The 18,992-nt window shown below is 44.8% G+C and carries 11 protein-coding genes; 8 read left to right on the plus strand and 3 right to left on the minus strand.

What is annotated here, in order from left to right:
• Positions 1-262 precede the first annotated feature (262 nt).
• On the plus strand, positions 263-3,454 hold the full coding sequence (locus tag V7K84_RS27965) for a WD40 repeat domain-containing protein (RefSeq protein ID WP_334842966.1): 3,192 nt from the start codon (positions 263-265) through the stop codon (positions 3,452-3,454).
• Between the two features lie 361 nt (positions 3,455-3,815).
• Complete coding sequence (locus V7K84_RS27970) at positions 3,816-4,289, plus strand: hypothetical protein (RefSeq protein WP_334842967.1); 474 nt, start codon at positions 3,816-3,818, stop codon at positions 4,287-4,289.
• Between the two features lie 268 nt (positions 4,290-4,557).
• Here the strand turns inward: V7K84_RS27970 and V7K84_RS27975 are convergent, their stop codons facing one another.
• Entirely contained in the window at positions 4,558-4,893 is a 336-nt protein-coding gene (locus V7K84_RS27975) for a CU044_2847 family protein (RefSeq protein WP_334842968.1), read from the minus strand.
• A gap of 72 nt (positions 4,894-4,965) precedes the next feature.
• Between V7K84_RS27975 and V7K84_RS27980 the strand changes: the two genes are divergently transcribed.
• The 3 genes from V7K84_RS27980 to V7K84_RS27990 all read left to right on the plus strand — a co-directional run bounded on the left by V7K84_RS27980 (position 4,966) and on the right by V7K84_RS27990 (position 11,550).
• Positions 4,966-9,186: an nSTAND1 domain-containing NTPase gene (locus V7K84_RS27980; protein ID WP_334842969.1), complete on the plus strand. Its 4,221-nt coding sequence runs from the start codon at positions 4,966-4,968 to the stop codon at positions 9,184-9,186.
• A gap of 376 nt (positions 9,187-9,562) precedes the next feature.
• Positions 9,563-9,967 (plus strand): DUF4112 domain-containing protein, encoded by a 405-nt coding sequence (locus tag V7K84_RS27985; protein ID WP_094349284.1) that lies wholly within the window; start codon positions 9,563-9,565, stop codon positions 9,965-9,967.
• Positions 9,968-10,344: 377 nt separating this feature from the next.
• Entirely contained in the window at positions 10,345-11,550 is a 1,206-nt protein-coding gene (locus V7K84_RS27990) for a glutathione S-transferase family protein (protein WP_334842970.1), read from the plus strand.
• A 215-nt stretch (positions 11,551-11,765) separates the two neighbouring features.
• On the opposite strand, the gene V7K84_RS27995 is transcribed toward V7K84_RS27990, so the two are convergent.
• A complete protein-coding gene (locus V7K84_RS27995; RefSeq protein WP_334842971.1) occupies positions 11,766-13,982 on the minus strand; it encodes an AAA family ATPase in 2,217 nt (738 codons plus the stop codon).
• Positions 13,983-14,666: 684 nt separating this feature from the next.
• On the opposite strand from V7K84_RS27995, the gene zwf reads away from it, so the two are divergent.
• Positions 14,667-16,046, plus strand: coding sequence for a glucose-6-phosphate dehydrogenase (gene zwf / locus V7K84_RS28000; RefSeq protein WP_334842973.1), 1,380 nt, complete (start codon positions 14,667-14,669; stop codon positions 16,044-16,046).
• A gap of 102 nt (positions 16,047-16,148) precedes the next feature.
• On the opposite strand, the gene V7K84_RS28005 is transcribed toward zwf, so the two are convergent.
• Positions 16,149-16,673, minus strand: a complete 525-nt coding sequence (locus V7K84_RS28005; RefSeq protein WP_334842976.1) for a GNAT family N-acetyltransferase — start codon at positions 16,671-16,673, stop codon at positions 16,149-16,151.
• A 153-nt stretch (positions 16,674-16,826) separates the two neighbouring features.
• Here V7K84_RS28005 and V7K84_RS28010 point away from each other — a divergent pair, with 153 nt between their 5' ends.
• Together V7K84_RS28010 and V7K84_RS28015 are read left to right on the plus strand one after the other, a co-directional pair.
• Entirely contained in the window at positions 16,827-17,423 is a 597-nt protein-coding gene (locus tag V7K84_RS28010) for an aromatic-ring-hydroxylating dioxygenase subunit beta (protein ID WP_099100402.1), read from the plus strand.
• 229 nt (positions 17,424-17,652) lie between these two features.
• Entirely contained in the window at positions 17,653-18,990 is a 1,338-nt protein-coding gene (locus V7K84_RS28015; RefSeq protein ID WP_334842980.1) for an aromatic ring-hydroxylating oxygenase subunit alpha, read from the plus strand.
• Positions 18,991-18,992: the final 2 nt, after the last annotated feature.

An 18,992-nucleotide genomic window follows, 5' to 3' on the forward strand; every position in this document is an offset into this window, starting at 1 on the left:
GGGGGATCAAGATGTGCTGAAAATCACAGCTAACCACTTTTCAAACAACCTCTTAGACATTGCTCACGTAATTACTACTGAACTACAAAGTATAGAGCTTATCCCAGTCACTAAGACTTTAATATTGTGCTTCTACTGCGTGTTACTCAACTGCTACTTGAACTTTAAATCTAGAGTTTTTAACTCTAGTGGGTAAATAACTCGTTAATTTGGGTATTTTAAAGCACAGAGGTAATTTTCTCAATAGTTTTAACAAAACAAGATGATACAATACGCCCTTGTGGTTGAAATTGCTCAGAATGACAACAGTTTCGGCAGCCTGACTAAACCTATTGATGATGCAGAAGCTTTGGCCAGCACAGAAAAATTTTTGCTGGTGGTAGATGAATTTGAGAAAGTATTTACAGTTTGTATAGATAAGGAAGAACGGCAGAGATTTATTGAACTACTAACTGGGGTAGTAGAAATTCATGATTCGCGGTTAGCAGTTGTAATTACTATGCGAGGTGATTTTCTTCAATCCTGTTTAGATAATCCTTCTCTGACTCACCTGATTCAAACCCCAGTAGTTGTTATACCGCCTTTAACTGGAGTTGATTTCAAGGAGACGATCGCCAAACCTGCCCAGCTTCAGGTTCATAGTGTTGAAGAAGCAGGAGCATTAAAAATTCTCCAAAATCTTCAACAAGAACCAGGGAGTTTGCCATTGTTAGAGTTTGCCTTAACTAAACTCTGGGAGAAACGCGAGCAAAAGAAACATCAACTCACCCAAGAAGAGTATGAGAACTTGGGAGGATTAACTGCGGTGTTAAATCTCCATGCAGAAAATGTTTATCACTACCAAGATTATGAGAAAGAATATCCAACTCAAGAACGCAGTCAGCAAGAAAAAGAATGGATGAAGCAGATTTTTCTGCGGTTAGTGCGAATAGGAGAGGGAGAAAAGGATACCCGACAGCGCCAAGCAAAAGCCACATTATTAAATGTTGCAGGTGATGATGCCAATCAACGGCAACAACTTAGTGAGTTGCTAGATGGTGAAGCAGGATTGCTTAAGGGACGCTTATTAGTTTCTGAGAAAGATGAAAAAGGAGAAGTCTGGATTAATTTAGCCCATGAAGCTTTAATTGAAAGTTGGCAGCAGTTTGCCCAGTGGCGACAACAAGACCGAGACTTGCGACCGTTAAACGAAACATTAGAAAATACGCGACGGGAATGGTTGAACGAAAGGCCGGATGACAAATATTTAATCCAAAAGGGATTGCTGGCCCAAGTGAGGGATAGCTGGCAACAATTGCAGCCCGATTTGCAATCACCCCAACAAGATGAAGATTTTTACCAGCGCAGCGATGCCGATGACAAAGACCGGATTGCCGAGATGGAAAGGGCGCTTACTGAATCCCAGTTGCGAGAAAAAGCGGCTAGAGTAGACGATTTATTGCCCTTACAACCCCTAGATAGTCTAGTTTTGGCAATTCAAGCTATGGGGGAGAATCAAGAAAAACTACCCCAGCAGATTCTTGCATCAGTTCAAAACAGTTTAAATCGGGTGGTGAATAAAGCAAGAGTCTCGATTCCCTTCTGCGGTCATGAGGGGAATGTCTCTTCTGTCGCTATTAGCGCTGATGGGCAGACGATTGTTAGTAGTGGTACTGACGGCACTGTACGGTTGTGGAATTACCAAGGTCTTCCCTTAGCTGAACCTTTGCGCGATCGTGAGGGTAATGTCTCTTCTGTCGCCATCAGTGCTGATGGGCAAACGATTGTCAGTTGCGGTGCTGATGGTACGGTGCGGTTGTGGAATTACCAAGGTCTTTCCTTAGCTGAACCTTTGCGCGGTCATCAGGGTAATGTTAATTCTGTCGCCATCAGTGCTGATGGGCAGATGATTGTCAGTGGCGGTGCTGATGGCACAGTGAGGTTGTGGAATTACCAAGGTCTTTCCTTAGCTGAACCTTTGCGCGGTCATCGGGGTAATGTATCTTCTGTCACCATCAGCGCTGATGGTCAGACAATTGTCAGTGGTGGTGCTGATGGCACGGTGCGGTTGTGGAACCGCCAAGGTCTTCCCTTAGCTAAACCATTGCGTGGACATAAAAATGATGTCTCTTCTGTCGCCATCAGTGCTGATGGGCAGACGATTGTCAGTGGTGGTGCTGACGGTATGGTGCGGTTGTGGAATTCCCAAGGTCTTCTCTTGGCTGAACCTTTGTATGGTCATGAGAGTAATGTGAGGTCTGTCGCCATCAGCGCCAATGGACAGAATATTGTCAGTGGCGGTGCTGATGGTACGGTGCGGCTGTGGAATCGCCAAGGTCTTTCCTTGGCTGAACCTTTGCGCGGTCATCAGGGTAATGTCAATTCTGTCGCCATCAGTGCCGATGGGCAGACGATTGTCAGTGGCAGTGATGGCGGCACTGTGCGGTTATGGAATCGCCAAGGTCTTCCCTTAACTGAACCTTTGCGCGGTCACGAAGGCAATGTTAGGTCTGTTGCTATCAGTACCAATGGACAGACGATTGTTAGTGGTAGTACTGACGGAACAGTACGGTTTTGGAACCACCAAGGTCTTCCTTCCGCAAAACCTTTGCGCGGTCATAAGGGTTGGGTCTATTCTGTTGCTATCAGTACCAATGGTCAGACGATTGTCAGTGGCGGTACTGACGGTATGGTGCGGTTGTGGAACCACCAAGGTTTTCCTTCCACAAAACCTTTGCGCGGTCATAAGGGTTGGGTCTATTCTGTCGCCATTAGCGCCGATGGGCAGACGATTGTCAGTGGTGGTAGTGACGGCACGGTGCGTTTGTGGAATCTGCAAGGTCTTCCTTTAGCTGAACCTTTGCGCGGTCATCAGGGTTATGTCAATTCTGTCGCCATCAGTGCCGATGGGCAGACGATTGTTAGTGGCGGTGATGACGGTACTGTGCGGTTGTGGAATCGTCAAGGTCTTGCCTTAGCTGAACCTTTGCGCGGTCATCAGGGTTTTGTCAATTCTGTTGCCATTAGCGCCGATGGGCAGACGATTGTTAGTGGCGGTGGTGATGGCACTGTGCGTTTGTGGAATTACCAAGGTCTTGCTTTAGCTGAACCTTTGCGCGGTCATAAAGGTTGGGTCTATTCTGTCGCCATTAGCACCGATAGGCAGACGATTGTTAGCGGCGGTGATGACGGCACTGTGCGGTTGTGGAACCTGCAAGGTCTTCCCTTGGCTGAACCTTTACGCGGTCATCAGGGTTGGGTTTATTCTGTCGCCATTAGCACCGATGGGCAGACGATTGTTAGTGGCGGTGAAGATGGTACTGTACGGTTGTGGCGCGGTGACTGGCGTGCATGGTTGCAAGTTTGTTGTGACAGGTTACGTTACCATCCCGTCTTCACCAATCCGCAAACAGAGGAAGCAAAAGCCGCCTGCGAAACCTGCCAAAAATATGTTTGGAGTAAAGTAAGCGGTTAAAAACAAGGCATTGCTGTGCCTCTAAGAAGGTTTGTACTCGACTTAATTGCAAACGGCTACAAAGGCAGTAAGTAAAGAAAGGGGAACACAAAAAAGAGACTTATTATCTTCTCCATTTAGGCTCAGAACTCCAGTTTTCTCCTTTAGAACTTGGAAGTTCATGCTCAAAACTCGGAACTTTATGTTCACAACTGCAACAGCCGAGATCCAAGGGTAAATTATGGTGAGTGAAAAGTTTAGGCGTAACCCGCACTTTGACAAAGCTCACCTTTTGACCTTGGAATTTTTATTGGTGTTATTTAAATTTAACTGGTATATGTGGGCACTCTAAAATTAAGCAACATACTGGAGACTAATTTCTATGTCCACAACCTCAATTAGTGCAACACTAGCGCAATCAGATAGAGATGCTGTGTTGCAAGCGATCGCTACAATTAAAGAGAAACTACCATTTTTGATTGATTTAAGTAACGAGGAGCGGAAAGCTTTACCCAAGATGGGAGATAAAAGCCGCGCCTTTGTCAGTAAAGCATTGGAGGTAGCGACACAGAACCCAGAGTTTTTGCCGCGATCGTTTGACCTCGATGAGATGCGGAAAGACGTACAATTATTTGAAGCTTTGTATCCGGTACTGCTGTCTTTGTCGCAATTACAAGAGTTGCTAGATGATACATCTACAGCAGTGGGTAGTGAAGCTTATGCAGCCGCGTTGCAGGTGTATAACTATGCCAAAGCTAGCGGACAAGGCGCTGGTTTAGATGGAGTAGTTGAGGAAATGGGGCAAAGGTTCGCCCGTAAATCTCGCAAATCCAAGCCTCAAGCCGCAGCGTTGTAGAAAATAGCTCGACAATTGCACTTCTTAGGTGCAATGTTGAAGCTCAGAACTCGGATGTTGGAGTAAATTGCTCGGCGTTCCGAGTTCTGAACTCGAAGCTTCAACCTCAGAACATGGAAGTTCGAGATAAGAACACGAAACTTGAAGCTATGAACAGCAACGTCCGAGATCCAAAGGCGATCGCTTACCCTTTGAACTCGAAACTTCGTGCTTTGAACAGCAACGTCCGAGATCCAAGAGTGAATCATAGTGAGTTTAGGGCGTAGAGTTATGGTTTTTTCTGCGCCAAGTTATACTTAACCTCAATCTCAAAGTTACTCTCAGCCGAACCCTCAGTTAAAAAGGGAATCCCAGTTTTACCACCCAGCTTGATGCCAAATTTAACTGTTACCTCTTCAGCGTCAGGTAAATTCTTGAATGCCCCAACCGCTAACTTGGCATAATCACGAACTTTGTTTTGAAATTCTTTCATATTAACCGTAGGTAAACCATCACGGTATCCTGGTTCCTCTTCTTCTGGAACCTCCTCGGCTGTGTTTGATTCCACATATATTTCGTACTCTCGATCATCTTCTTTGACAATCAGGCGTTGCACTTGTGACATTAGTAGCCTCAGTTAATGTTTGAGTTGTTACTCTTGTAATATTATGTAAAAACTGATGCCTGATTAGATGCTATGCCTCGATATGCCCTGGTGATTGGCATTGCTAAGTATGACAATTTGACAAACTTACCAAAAGCTGTCAACGATGCAGAAAAAATAGCACACCTTCTGCGTGAACGTGGTCGGTTTGATGTTCAGCCGTTACCGGGTAAGCTAATCGAGAGTGAAAATCGCTGGCAAGTCACACTGGATAAAAAGTTAACTGGTAAAGAACTCGGTCAAACACTGAGAACGTTTCTACTGGAGAAGGACAAAGGTAGTGAGGCACTGATTTATTTTGCTGGACATGGCTTTGAAGCACTCAGCCTCACAGGTGAATCGAAAGGCTTTTTGGCAACTTCGGATTGTAATAAGGTAGATGGACAGAATGCGATCGCCTTTGATGATCTCTACACTTTAATTGCTAAATCTCAACTCAGCAGCTTAGTAGTACTGCTGGATTGCTGCTATGCGGGGTCTTTTCTAGAGAAGAGTTTTATCAAGTCTGGTTTCTCCGTTTTCAACAGCAAACAAAACTACTGCCTAATTACTGCCTGTCGTGACTTTGAAAGAGCGCGTGAAGATGCAGAAGGCGGGATTTTCACCAAAGCAATTCTCAAAGGACTTGCTGAGAATAAAGCTGATGAAGCTACCGGGGAAATTAATGTCAATGACTTGATCGGCTTCATTTCACGAGAACTCAAGCAGAGTGGACAAGAACCTATTTACATGGGCGGTGGTAGGTCAATTCCCTTGGTTTCGTATCCACCCAAGAAATTAGTAGTTATTACACAAGTACTTGACGAATGTCCCTATCGGGGCTTAGAAGCTTTTGACAAGCAACACGCAAAATTCTTTTTTGGTCGTCAAAAAGTAGTTAACCATATTCAACAGAAACTCGACTTGGCTAAATTTGTCCCCATCATTGGCGCTTCCGGGAGTGGCAAATCTTCAGTAGTGCGGGCGGGTTTGATTCCACAATTAGATGATAGTGAGTGGCAAGTCTTAGAACCAATTAAACCCGGATTTGAACCTTTAATTAAGTTGCGTGGAGCTTTTCAACAATTTTTTCCAGGGGCTAGAAGAGAGAAGCAACTGAAAGATTTAATTGACAATGAGCAGAATAATTTATCTGCAATTCTCGAAAATTTCCCTAGTTCAGTAAAACTTTTATTGGTAGTGGATCAGTTTGAGGAAGTATTTACTGGCGGTGCTAGTCAGCAAGAAAAGCAGAGATTTATTGACTTACTGACTCAGGTAGTAGAGATTACCGATTCGCGGTTAGCAGTTGTGATTACCATGCGAGCGGATTTTCTCGAACCCTGTTTGCAATATCCCTCCCTGACTCAGCTAATTCAAACCCAGGCTGTTTATATGCCACCTTTAACCGGAGTTGATTTAAAGGAGACGATCGCCGAACCAGCCAAACTTCAAGGTCATAGTGTTGAAGAACGGCTAGTACTGAAGATTTTTGAAGATGTGAAACAAGAACCAGGGTTTTTGCCTCTGTTGGAGTTTGCTTTAACCAAACTCTGGGACAAACGCGATCGCAACAAACATCAACTTACCCTAGAAGAATATGAAAAGTTGGGAGAATTAACAGGGGCGTTGAATCTCCATGCAGAAAATGTTTATCTTTACCAAAATTATGAGGAGGAATCCCCAACCCAAGAACGCACTCAGCAGGAAAAAGAATGGATTGAGCGAATTTTTCTGCGCTTAGTGCGAACGGGAGAGGCGGAAAAAGACACCCGACAGCGCCAACCAAAAGCCACACTATTAAATATTGCAGGTGATGACGCCAATCAGCAGCAACAACTTAGTGAGTTACTAGATGGGGAAGCGGGATTAGTTAAGGGACGCTTGTTAGTTACAGGGAAAGATGAAAAAGGAGAAGCCTGGATTGATTTAGCCCATGAAGCTTTAATTGAAGGTTGGCAGCAGTTTGCTTGGTGGCGACAACAAGACCGAGATTTGCGGCGGTTGAGCGATCAGTTAGAAGATACGCGGCGAGAATGGGTGAACAAAAGGCAGGATGACAAATATTTAATGCAAGGGGGACTGCTGGCGGAAGTGAGGGATACCTGGCAACAATTGCAGCCTCATTTACAATCACCCCAAGAAGATGAGGATTTTTACCAGCGCAGCGATGCCGATGAAAAAGACCGCATTGCCAAACTGGAAAGGGCACTCACTGAATCACAATTGCGACAGAAAGCTACGAGGGTAGAGAATTTATTGACAGTCCAACCCCTAGAAAGTCTAGTTTTGGCAATTCAAGCTATGGGTGAGAATCTGGAGAAACTACCCCAGCAGATTCTCGGACCAGTTCAGAACAGTTTGATTCGGGTGATGAATAAAGTAATAGTCTTCATTCCTTTCCGTATTCATGAGTATTATGTCAATTCTGTTGCCGTTAGCGGCGATGGGCAGACGATTGTCAGTGGCGGTCGTGACGGTACCGTGCGGTTGTGGAACCGTCAAGGTCTTCCCTTAGCTGAACCATTGCGTGGCCATGAGGGTGTTGTCCATTCTGTCGCTATCAGCGGCGATGGGCAGACGATTGTCAGTGGCGGTGATGGCATGTTGTGGTTATGGTTCAGCCAAGGAAAGACCTTGGCTGAACCATTGCGTGGTCATGAGGGTGTTGTCAATTCTGTCGCCATCAGCGCCGATGGGCAGACGATTGTCAGTGGCGGTGATGACGGCACAGTGCGGTTGTGGAACCGTCAAGGTCTTCCCTTAACTGAACCATTCCATGATTTTTTTAAGAATGATATCACTTCTGTTGCCGTTAGCGGCGATGGGCAGACGATTGTCAGTGGCTGTCGTAACGGCATGATGCGGTTGTGGAACTGCCAAGGTCTTCCCTTAACTGAATCATTCGGTGGTCATAAGGGTTGGGTCTGTTCTGTTGCCATCAGCGGCGATGGGCAGACGATTGTCAGTGGCGGTGAATACGGCATCGTGCGATTGTGGAACCGCCAAGGTCTTCCCTTGGCTAAACCATTCCGTGGTCATGAGGATTATGTCAATTCTGTTGCCGTTAGCGGCGATGGGGAGACGATTGTCAGTGGCGGTCGTGACGGCATGATGCGGTTGTGGAACCGCCAAGGTCTTCGCTTAACAGAACCATTCCGTGGTCATGAGTATTATGTCAATTCTGTTGCCGTTAGCGGCGATGGGCAGACAGTTGTCAGTGGTGGTCGTGACGGCACGGTGCGGTTGTGGAACTTCCAAGGTCTTCGCTTAACTGAACCATTCCGTGGTCATGAGGATTATGTCAATTCTGTGACCATTAGCCAAGATGGGCAGACAATTGTCAGTGGTGGTCGTGACGGTACGGTGCGATTGTGGAACCGCCAAGGTCTTCCCTTAGCTGAACCATTCCGTGGTCATGAGGATTATGTCAATTCTGTTGCCGTTAGCGGCGATGGGCAGACAATTGTCAGTGGTGGTCGTGACGGCACGGTGCGGTTGTGGAACTTCCAAGGTCTTCCCTTAACTGAACCATTCCGTGGTCATAAAGATTATGTTAATTCTGTGACCATTAGCCAAGATGGGCAGACGATTGTCAGTGGCGGTTTTGACTGTACGGTGCAGTTGTGGAACCTCCAAGGTCTTCCCTTAGCTGAACCATTCCGTGGTCATGAGGGTGCTGTCTGGTCTGTCGCCATTAGCCAAGATGGGCAGACCATTGTCAGTGGCAGTACTGACGGCACGGTGCGGTTGTGGAATTTCCAAGGTCTTCTCTTAGCTGAACCATTCCGTGGTCATGAGGGTACTGTCTCTTCTGTTGCCATTAGCCAAGATGGGCAGACGATTGTCAGTAGCGGTACTGACGGCACGGTGCGGTTGTGGAACTTCCAAGGTCTTCCCTTAGCTGAACCATTCCGTGGTCATGAGGGTACTGTCTCTTCTGTCGCCATTAGCCAAGATGGGCAGACCATTGTCAGTGGTGGTACTGACGGCATGGTGCGGTTGTGGAATTTCCAAGGTCTTTTCTTAGCTGAACCATTCCGTGGTCATGGGGGTGCTGTCTGGTCTGTCGCCATTAGCCAAGATGGGCAGACCATTGTCAGTGGTGGTGGTGACGGCACTGTGCGGTTGTGGCGGGGTGGTTGGCGTGCATGGTTGCAAGTCTGTTGCAACAGGTTGCGTTACCATCCCATCTTCACCAATCCGCAAACTGAGGAAGCAAAAGCCGCTTGCGAAGTTTGCCGTAAATATGTTTGGAGTAAAGTAAGCGGGTAAAAACACGGCATTGCCGTGCCTCTAAGAAAGTCTGTACTCGATTCAATTGCAAACGGCTATCAAAGCAGTAAGTGTCGGTTTGCGCTGGTAGGAACTTGCTGCTTACCTGCACCTACGAATACACGAACACGCCCTCGCCTTCCTGGATTTGCAATATATTTATGCATTGGTAGGGGGGGTAAAGATGACTGAACGGCAGAGATGTTAGAGAGTATGCAAACTCATGGAGAAAACGTCTCATATCATGTCTGGCTAATTAGTTATAATGCTTTTTTAGGCAGTATTCAGGATTTTTATTCATACTTGTTATTTCTAACGGTACAAGACAAATAACTAGAAATGGTGCAATTTAAAAGTAGTGTAAATATGGTCAATTATGGACGCTGCCAAACGCCTTGCAACTCTAAATCGCATCCGCAAACTCAGCCGTCTGATGGATACATCAATACGTATCCCTTTGACAGGTTTTCGCATTGGAATAGACCCAATCATTGGTCTAGTTCCAGGTGCTGGTGATTTAATCAGTACAGCGTTTTCAGCTTACATTATATTTTTAGCGACTCGGTTTGGTATCCCGCGTCAAGACTTAGCCAAAATGATTTTTAATGTAGGTTTGGAAACAGTCGTTGGTACTGTGCCTTTAGTGGGTGATTTGTTTGATGCTTTCTATAAGTCCAACATTCGGAATTTGGCAATTTTGGAGCAACATTTGACAGTAGTTGAACCAGAACTAAAAAAAGTGTCTGATGAACTTTACTCTCAAAAATTCCGCCAAATTTAAGCAGGAAAAGAGCGTAGTTTACGGTTGCAGGCATTACCATTGCACATTTACTATGTATTTTCTAGTACATTACTAGCCAGTTGTGGTGAAGCGATGACCGAGCGCTGTGGGTGGTCTGTTGAGTTCTTCTACAGCGTTGGGTCAACAACTGGCGATTTGCGTCTGTTCTGTTGATATCTCATTTAAACGGCAATTCAAAAACAAGTTATGCCAAATTGCCAGAATCTTTGAGCGTGATATCGTCACTTAAACTTTTTCTTAAAGGAGAAGTGGAAAGAATTGATGGGCGAACCTATCGGTTAAATTCAGCCTTGGTGTAATTGAAAATATTGTAGAGTATAGAATTGTCCTAAGTATTGCCCTACGCAACTCCCCCTATGACTACCGCACCCTTAAGCTGGGAAGAACTAGAAACCCTCACGGACTATCAAATAGATACCGTTAATGGTCTCACCAATGCTAGAGCCAGGTTGCGCTTGTTTGGTCAGCCGGAATCTGATGTGCGGGTAACGCTGTACCGCGATAACCACGCTTGGTGTCCTTACTGTCAAAAAGTTTGGTTATGGCTAGAGGAAAAACAGATCCCCTACCGCATCGAAAAAGTGACAATGTTCTGCTATGGGGAGAAAGAAAGTTGGTACAAACGTAAGGTACCATCAGGAATGCTCCCCGCGATCGCGCTAGATGGACGGATTATTAAGGAAAGCGATGACATTTTGATCGCTTTGGAAAAGGTATTTGCTCCATTGAACCAAGGGATGGAAGACCGCACGGTGCTGACTCTACGTCAATTAGAACGACTTTTATTTAGAGCTTGGTGCGCTTGGCTATGCTCTAGAACCGATTCCTCTCAACAAGAACAACGCAACCGAGAACAATTTATCGGAGTGGTGGCTAGGGTAGAGGAAGCTCTGAGTAGCACCCCAAGCCCTTACTTTCTAGATAGCTTCGGCATCGTCGATGTCATTTTTACGCCATATCTCGAACGGATGAATGCGAGCCTTTACTACTACAAGGGCTACTCACTGCGGGAGGAAAACCCTCGCTTGAGTGCATGGTTTGCGGCAATGGAAAGCCGACCGACCTACTGCGGTACGCAGAGCGACTTTCACACCCACGCACATGATTTGCCGCCCCAAATGGGGGGCTGTTGGGAAAACGGCGAAACCCAGATGTTTCTCAATAAAGCGCGGGTGGATAACGGCCCCTGGTTCGGGCTACCAGATGTTACTTATCCAGAACCGGAAAACTCCCGGATGGAAGCTCTTAAACGAACAATCGATCACCGGATCAATATTATCCGAGTCAACCCCTTAGATGATAAATTGTTCGATCGAGCGCTACGTTGTGCTTTAACACACATGATGACAGGAGAAGACTGTGTACCTCCATCGGGATCTGATGTCGCTCTCCGATATTTGCGCGATCGCATTAATGTACCACGAGATATGTCTATCTACGCAGCCAAGCGATTGAGGGAATCCCTGGAGAAAACCGCAGCCCTTGCAGGTGATGGGCAGCCAGTCCCCATTCCCACTAAGCATCGACGAGATCAAGACCCGTCTAACTTTGCCATCAAGTAGGATTTCAGATATTTATGCCTAAGCAAATGGCGGCAACCATGTAGCGAAATCTAGTCTAATAACTCAGTATAATTACGAGCAGCTTCAAGAGAACAAGCCCAAACTGTATTTTAGAAATAGCAAGTGCTACTGTTGAACACACAGCCTTTTTTACATCTAGGCTAAGTCCTCGCTTGCGGCTACCAATAACTGTGATTTGATAGCGAGAAAATATTCTATTTGCTAATATTTAAAAATGCCACAGTGCTTGACCAATTAACCGATTGGTTGAGTAAGTAACGAATAAACAAATTTTTAATAGTCTGTATTTCCTCAGTTGTCAAATTTGCAGCCAGACGATCGGCAAAACTTGGTCGATTAAGATTAGAAGTAAATAAACGCTTGATAAAATTATCAGAGATGTGCATCGGTGTCAAATACTGTTCAAGAACCACTTGTACGTAGTGTCCATTTGAAGCAAAAGCCTGACGCAAATCGTCAGCGTCCCAGTTAAGCATGGGGTCAGAGGCATCTGTATAAATAGCTTCTTCTGCTAAAACTAATCGCTCATACAATTGGGCATCGAGATTTTGGCTGGGCAGTAAGCGGTAAAATCTTTGGGTATGACGAGGTACTGTCTCAGCTAAAATAAGCTTGACTGAGTGCGGGATCAATTGACCTAAAACTTGAGCAGCAAGTCCCTTATCTGATTCCGAGGCTAGTATATTGCGCCCGATAATAGAGTCAAACTGTACATTTGGGGCAAGAGATGCCAGCATAGCAGGTATCTGTGCAGCAGATGCAGTAAAAACTATTGGTCGCATTGTTTCAGGAAGTGCCGCAGCTTGTTCAATTAAAGCATTGGCATCAGAGCGATCGCGAACACAGGCATAAACCCCACCTTCAGGAACTTGCCGGATTGCTTCCCAAGTAAGTAAACCAGTAGCGGCATTTAAATCCAATACTAAATGATGACGTTGTAATTGAGCGAAAGTGAAAATGCGATCGCGCACAGATGCTAATTGTGTACTTACCTGAGAAAGTGTACGTTGCAACCAACGCTCATCTGCTCGGTCAAAAGTTCCAAAAGTCATGACTTCCACTGGTGCAACACCAATACCTTCTACTATTGCAGCAAGTTGAGCTTCTCGACGACGCGCCACTTGTGTTGCGATTTGGTGTTCATAACCTTGGGTTGATGGTTGGTAAAACAATTGACCTTGCAAGCTCTTGGGTAAATATTGCTGTTCTACCCAATGATCTCGATAAGCGTGAGGATAGAGATAACCCGCTCCATGCCCAAAACCTTTTTTATCCCGATTGGCATCTTTAAGATGAGTGGGAACTTCTGCAACATTTTCAATTTCTACTGCGGCTAAAGCATCAAAAAAACCCATAAGGCTGTTGGACTTGGGTGCAGTCGCTAAATAAAGTACTGCCTGCGCCAAATGATAACGTCCTTCCGGCATCCCCACGCGATCGAATGCTTCAGCACAGGCATTTGTAACGACAACTGCTTGTGGGTCAGCTAATCCGACATCTTCGCTGGCCAGAATTAACATCCGACGGAAAATGAAACGCGGGTCTTCACCTGCATAAACCATTTTAGCCAACCAGTAGAGTGCTGCATCTGGGTCAGAACCTCGTAAGCTCTTGATAAAAGCACTAATGGTATCAAAATGGGCATCCCCTTCTTTGTCGTATAAAACAGCACGCTGCTGAATTGATTCTTCTGCCACTGCTAGGGGAATATGAATAACACCTGTAGCATCAGGTGGTGTAGTCTCTACAGCTAGTTGCAAAGCATTCAATAATGAACGAGCATCACCGTTAGCAACATTAACTAAATGATCTAAAGCATCTGCGTCAATTTGTACTGTTAAGTTGCCATAACCGCGTTCAGAATCAGCTAGTGTTTGCTCAACAATTTTATATAAATCTTTATCAGTTAATTGCTGAAGTTGAAAAATCCGCGAACGGCTGACAAGTGCTTTATTGACTTCAAAAAAAGGATTTTCGGTGGTAGCACCAATGAGAATGATTGTACCATTCTCTACCCAAGGCAATAGAGCATCTTGCTGAGACTTATTAAAGCGATGAACTTCATCGACAAAAAGAATAGTTCGTTGATTATGGAACTTGCGCTGTTGTTGGGCTATTTCAATTGCCGCTCGAATTTCTTTAACTCCCGAAAGTACGGCATTGATAGCGATGAAGTGAGCGCGGGTGCTGTTGGCAATAACCCGCGCTAAAGTAGTCTTGCCAGTCCCTGGTGGCCCAGAAAAGATTAATGAAGACAGTTGATCCAAGCTAATAGCACGCCGCAGTAGCCTTCCTTGTCCGATAATATGATCTTGACCAACAAATTCATCAAGTGTTCTTGGACGCATCCGAGCCGCTAGGGGTGCTTCTTCTTCAGTTATTTTTGCAAGATGCTGGTCAAATAAATCCATTATTTAATTACTGCCAACTCTAATTTTTAAGAAAAATAAATTACTATCTGATTAATTCTGACAACATTTGCTCTAGAATCTCTTCGTCTAAGGAGTGCAGCATTGGTGGGCACCAAGAAATTCTTTGATCGCCCAAATCAAATCAATTGTCTTTTCTGAGAAATTCCTCATCGTAATGTCGCATACTCTATTGGCTGTCTCTTCTATCCACTGGGGTGTTATTCTTCAGGTTTTTGAGTATACATTCTATGCGTATCTGAGAGTTGCAAGGATTTTTCATCTAAAATCCCAAATTGGTATGATTTATTTTTCGGAAATCCCTGAGTATAATTCTGATACCAGAATTCAAAAGTCACAACTTTCGTCGTCAGGGTCTTAGACCCCTGTAATATCATGTCCGCCAAATTACCCATAATAAAAGAACCCCACCCCCAACCCCTCCCCGCCTGCGGGGAGGGGTTGGGGGTGGGGTTCTTCGGGTTTAATAAGTAATCAAGCGGACATAATATAATTTATCCACCAGTCGGACTCCAATACAAGCAAGAGAATTCTGGCGAAGGTCGCTGGAGTGCGATCGCAGCAATTAATGAATCGGTGTTAAGTGCATGACAACAAACTTTTATCAACCATGCGCTATCAGTTTGGCGGGCATCATAAAAAAGCTAATTCCTAAAGAGGTTAGTCATGGGAACTCCTGATTCAGACGCACTGGTATTTTTTGGGGCAACAGGTGACTTGGCCTACAAGAAAATCTTCCCCAGCCTTCAGGCAATGGTACGACGGGGCAATCTTAATGTCCCAGTGATTGGGGTTGCCGGACGACCTTGGACGACGGAGCAACTTAGAGAAAGGGCACGTGATAGCCTAGAACATCATGGTGGTATAGATCGAGACGCATTTGAGAAACTTTCTGGTCTACTCCAGTACGTTGCTGGTGACTACAACAAACCAGAAACTTACGAAAAATTACGTCAAGCCCTTGGTGATGCCACTCATCCCTTGTACTATTTGGCAATTCCACCGAGCTTGTTTGCACAAGTAGTATCAGGATTGGGCGAATCAGGGTGTGCTAAAAATGCGCGGGTGGTAATTGAAAAACCATTTGGACGGGATTTGAAATCAGCACGCGAGTTAAATCAAATTCTGGCATCAGTTTTTCCCGAATCAGCCATCTATCGCATCGACCATTACCTGGGCAAAGAACCACTGCTGAATTTACTCTATTTTCGGTTTGCCAACTCTTTTCTCGAACCCATCTGGAATCGCAACTATGTTGAAAGCATCCAGATTGTGATGGCAGAGGACTTTGGCATTCAAGGAAGGGGGCGTTTCTATGAGGAGACTGGTGCAATTCGAGATGTGGTGGAAAACCACATGCTGCAAGTATTGGCTTCAGTGTGCATGGATGCTCCCGCTAGTACTGCTACCGATTCCATTCGGGATGAAAAAGAGCGTATTCTCAAAGCTATACCTTCAGTACAACCCAATGAGATTATTCGCGGTCAATTTTCTGATTACCGCAACGAAGAAGGTGTTTCGCCTGACTCTCAAGTAGAAACATTTGTTGCCGTGCGGTTATTTATTAATACGTGGCGGTGGTCAGGAGTTCCCATCTACATCAGGGCTGGGAAGAAATTGCCTGTTAAAAGTACTGAGGTAATGGTCAAATTCAAGTGTCCACCTTTAGATGTGTTCCAGGAAGGAGGAAAAGAAAACGCTAATTATGTTCGTTTTTTACTAGATCCAGAGGTAATTGTGGGATTGGGCGCTCGCACTAAAATCCCTGGAGAAGATATGATCGGCTCTGCGGTTGAACTTCTGGCCTTTTATGGAGGTGGCGACGAGATGGAACCCTATGAACGTCTGTTAGCTGATGCTATGCGGGGCGATCCCACCTTGTTTGTACGGGAAGATACTGTAGAAGAGGAATGGCGGATTGTCCAGTCAATTCTCGATAACGTCACACCTGTTTATGAATATGAACCAAATACATGGGGGCCACCTGAGTCAGATCGACTGCTCTTACCAAAGGATCAGTGGTACAATCCCTTATCTAAAGAGTAGTATAGATTACTCTAAATCTGGGTAATATCAAGGGATTTGGCGAGATGCGACAATTTTAGTCATTTAAGAAGTATTTTTCGCGTACTTAGCAGGAGATGCCGTTTATTTATAAATCCTGTATTCAACCTCATCCAGAAGATCGCCACTCTTGTTAATCTGTTGAAACTCCCGAAAGACTTTACCCCCAAGACTTTCCGCAATTTTCCGGCTGGGGATATTTCTTTGATCAACAGGGTAGGAAAGATAATTGTATTCCACCTTTTTATCCACCCAGCCTTTTAGTGCATCAATTGCCTCTCTACCAAAACCATGACCATGAGCGGATTTCTTGAGCCAAATTCCTAACTCCGGTGTCTGAGTATCAATAGCGCCAACCTCGCAAATTCCTAAAAACTCTAAACCATCCTTCTTGAGAATTACTAACACTAGGTCAGTGTGATTTTCTCGTTGTAGAATCATCTCTCTAATTATCTTTTCGGTTTCACTGAGACTCTGGGCTGGTTTCGGATATATAAAGGTGGTAATTTCGCTTGTAAATTCTCGAAATACATCTTCTGTATGTTCCAACGAAATCGTTTGCAAAATCAGTCTTTTAGACTCTAAACTTACTTTTTCTAAATTCTCCATAAAACTGGCGCTGGCAACTACACAATCACTGATATAGAAACCAACCAAGGATACATACAACCCGGTCTATATCTACAATCTTGAGAGGACATCATCGATACGGGCACTGGCGATGATGCAATCTCTAGCTTTGTCAACAACGTACACACTGACATGAATTCATATAATAAAGAAAATCCCAAAAGTTCACAAGATTCCTATTACGTGGATCGGGACTTTTATCATGAATTAATTAAAAGACTTCCAGAGTGGGAAAATGAAGGAAAAGCAGTTAATCAATCAATTGAGTTAGAGTGCAAAGCATTACTGTTTCTGGAAGCACGGTTACTGGATGATGGGAAATTTGATGATTGGTTGGGGTTATTTACTAACAAATGCCTTTATTGGATTCCTACTATTCCAGGTGGTGGAGACCCTAGAAAAGAAGTATCCATCGCTTTCGATGACCACAGACGCTTAGAAGATAAGGTTTTTTGGTTGCAGTGTGGTTTTGCTTATGCTCAAACACCGCGATCGCGTACTAGCCGAATAATTAGTAATATTGAAATATTTTCGTGTGCAAAGGAAGAAGAAGTCAAAATTCGCTCCAACTTTCTCATTCACGAATTTCGTCAAGGACGGACGCAAACCTTTGCTGGTTGGTACTTACACAGGTTGCACCAGCAGTATGGCAAATGGAAAATAGCTCTCAAGCAGGTGAATTTAATTGATGCGGATCGAGGTCATGAAAACTTGAGTTTCTTACTTTGATTAGAGCGATTGTTAAGAATTGCGATGACGTACTTGCCCCTCGTAGGCGATCGCTAACTTGTGAGAAATCCGGGGTAGGGGCGCAAGACCTTGTGCCCTGACTACAGGTGTGGTTCAAATACATGAAAACTGCTGTAACAAAAAAATGTCTAATTTAGAGACGTATTAGCTTAAAGTTAGCAATATCATACAGGCCTATTTGTCAAATTTCTTTTGAGAAAAGCTAACCATGCTACATGGAAACAGCGAATTCAAACAAGACTATGACTGGGATTATCTAATTCAGCCAGAACGAGTCCACCGTTGTGTTTATACGGATGCGAGAATTTTCCAGGAGGAAATGATTCGGATTTTTGGCGGAACCTGGGTTTACCTTGCTCATGAAAGCGAAATACCCAACCCCAACGATTTTAAGACATCTAATCTGGGGCATCGTCCAATTATTATCCTGCGCGATCGCCAAGATAAAATTCGCGCTTTGTTCAATCGCTGTACCCATAGAGGAGCGACAGTTTGCCGTGAAACTCGTGGTTGTGCGAAAACTTTTACCTGTCCTTATCATGGCTGGACTTATAGCAACACAGGAAAACTCACAGGAGTTCCTTGGGCAAATGGTTACGCTGCTGACTTTCATCGCCCAGAATTTAACCTGGGACAAATTCCTTGGGTAGAAAGCTATCGTGGTTTCATCTTTGGGACTTTGAATTCTGAAGCACCAGATTTAATCACCTATCTCGGACGAGCCAAAGATTTATTGGATCAGTGGATTGACCGTTTTCCCAACGCTCAAATCACCGTACAAAGTAGCGCACACAAAATGATTTATCAAGGTAACTGGAAGTTTACCTATGATAATGCTGCTGATGGTTATCATGTCCCCTTTTCGCACCGTTCTCTGCTGGCTGTGGCCAATCGCTTAGAAACCGAAAAAGACATGCAATATTTTGCCCACAATCCTGATGAAGGGCCGATGTATGTGCAGTACCTTGGTCATGGGCACATGTTCATCGATCAGCGCCCCAGTTACGAAAAACGAGCTGGTGCTTTCTGGCAACAACAACGACCCCAGCCAGGACGAGAAGCTTATGAAGCAAAGATCCGAGAAAAGTGGGGCGATCGGGCAGATTATTGGTTAGATTTGTCCATTGGTTCGCAGATGAATTTAACTATTTTTCCCAATCTGGTAGTTTTTGGCAATCAAATCGAAGTGATTGAACCCCTAGCTGTCGATCGCACTCAACTGACAATATATGCTACCACCATCGCTGAAGTACCAGATGAAGTGAATGTTTTGCGGATGAGGACTCAGGAAGATTTTCCCAGTTTTGGCATTCCTGACGATACGATCAACTTTGCTGAATGTCAGCGGGGGTTAAGTATTCCAGAAATCGAGTGGGTGGCAATGAATCGCGGGTTTGGCATTAGCGATCGCCATCATGTTGATGTTGATGGTGTCATCACCGGGCCTGTGACAGATGAGTTAGCAATTCGCGGTTATCACCAAGAATGGAAACGTCTCATGAAGGCTGATTTCAAACTCACCGCACAAGCAGTTGAACATGATTAGGC

It is taken from the genome of Nostoc sp., assembly GCF_036917315.1.
In the GTDB taxonomy this organism is placed as follows: Bacteria; Cyanobacteriota; Cyanobacteriia; order Cyanobacteriales; family Nostocaceae; genus Nostoc.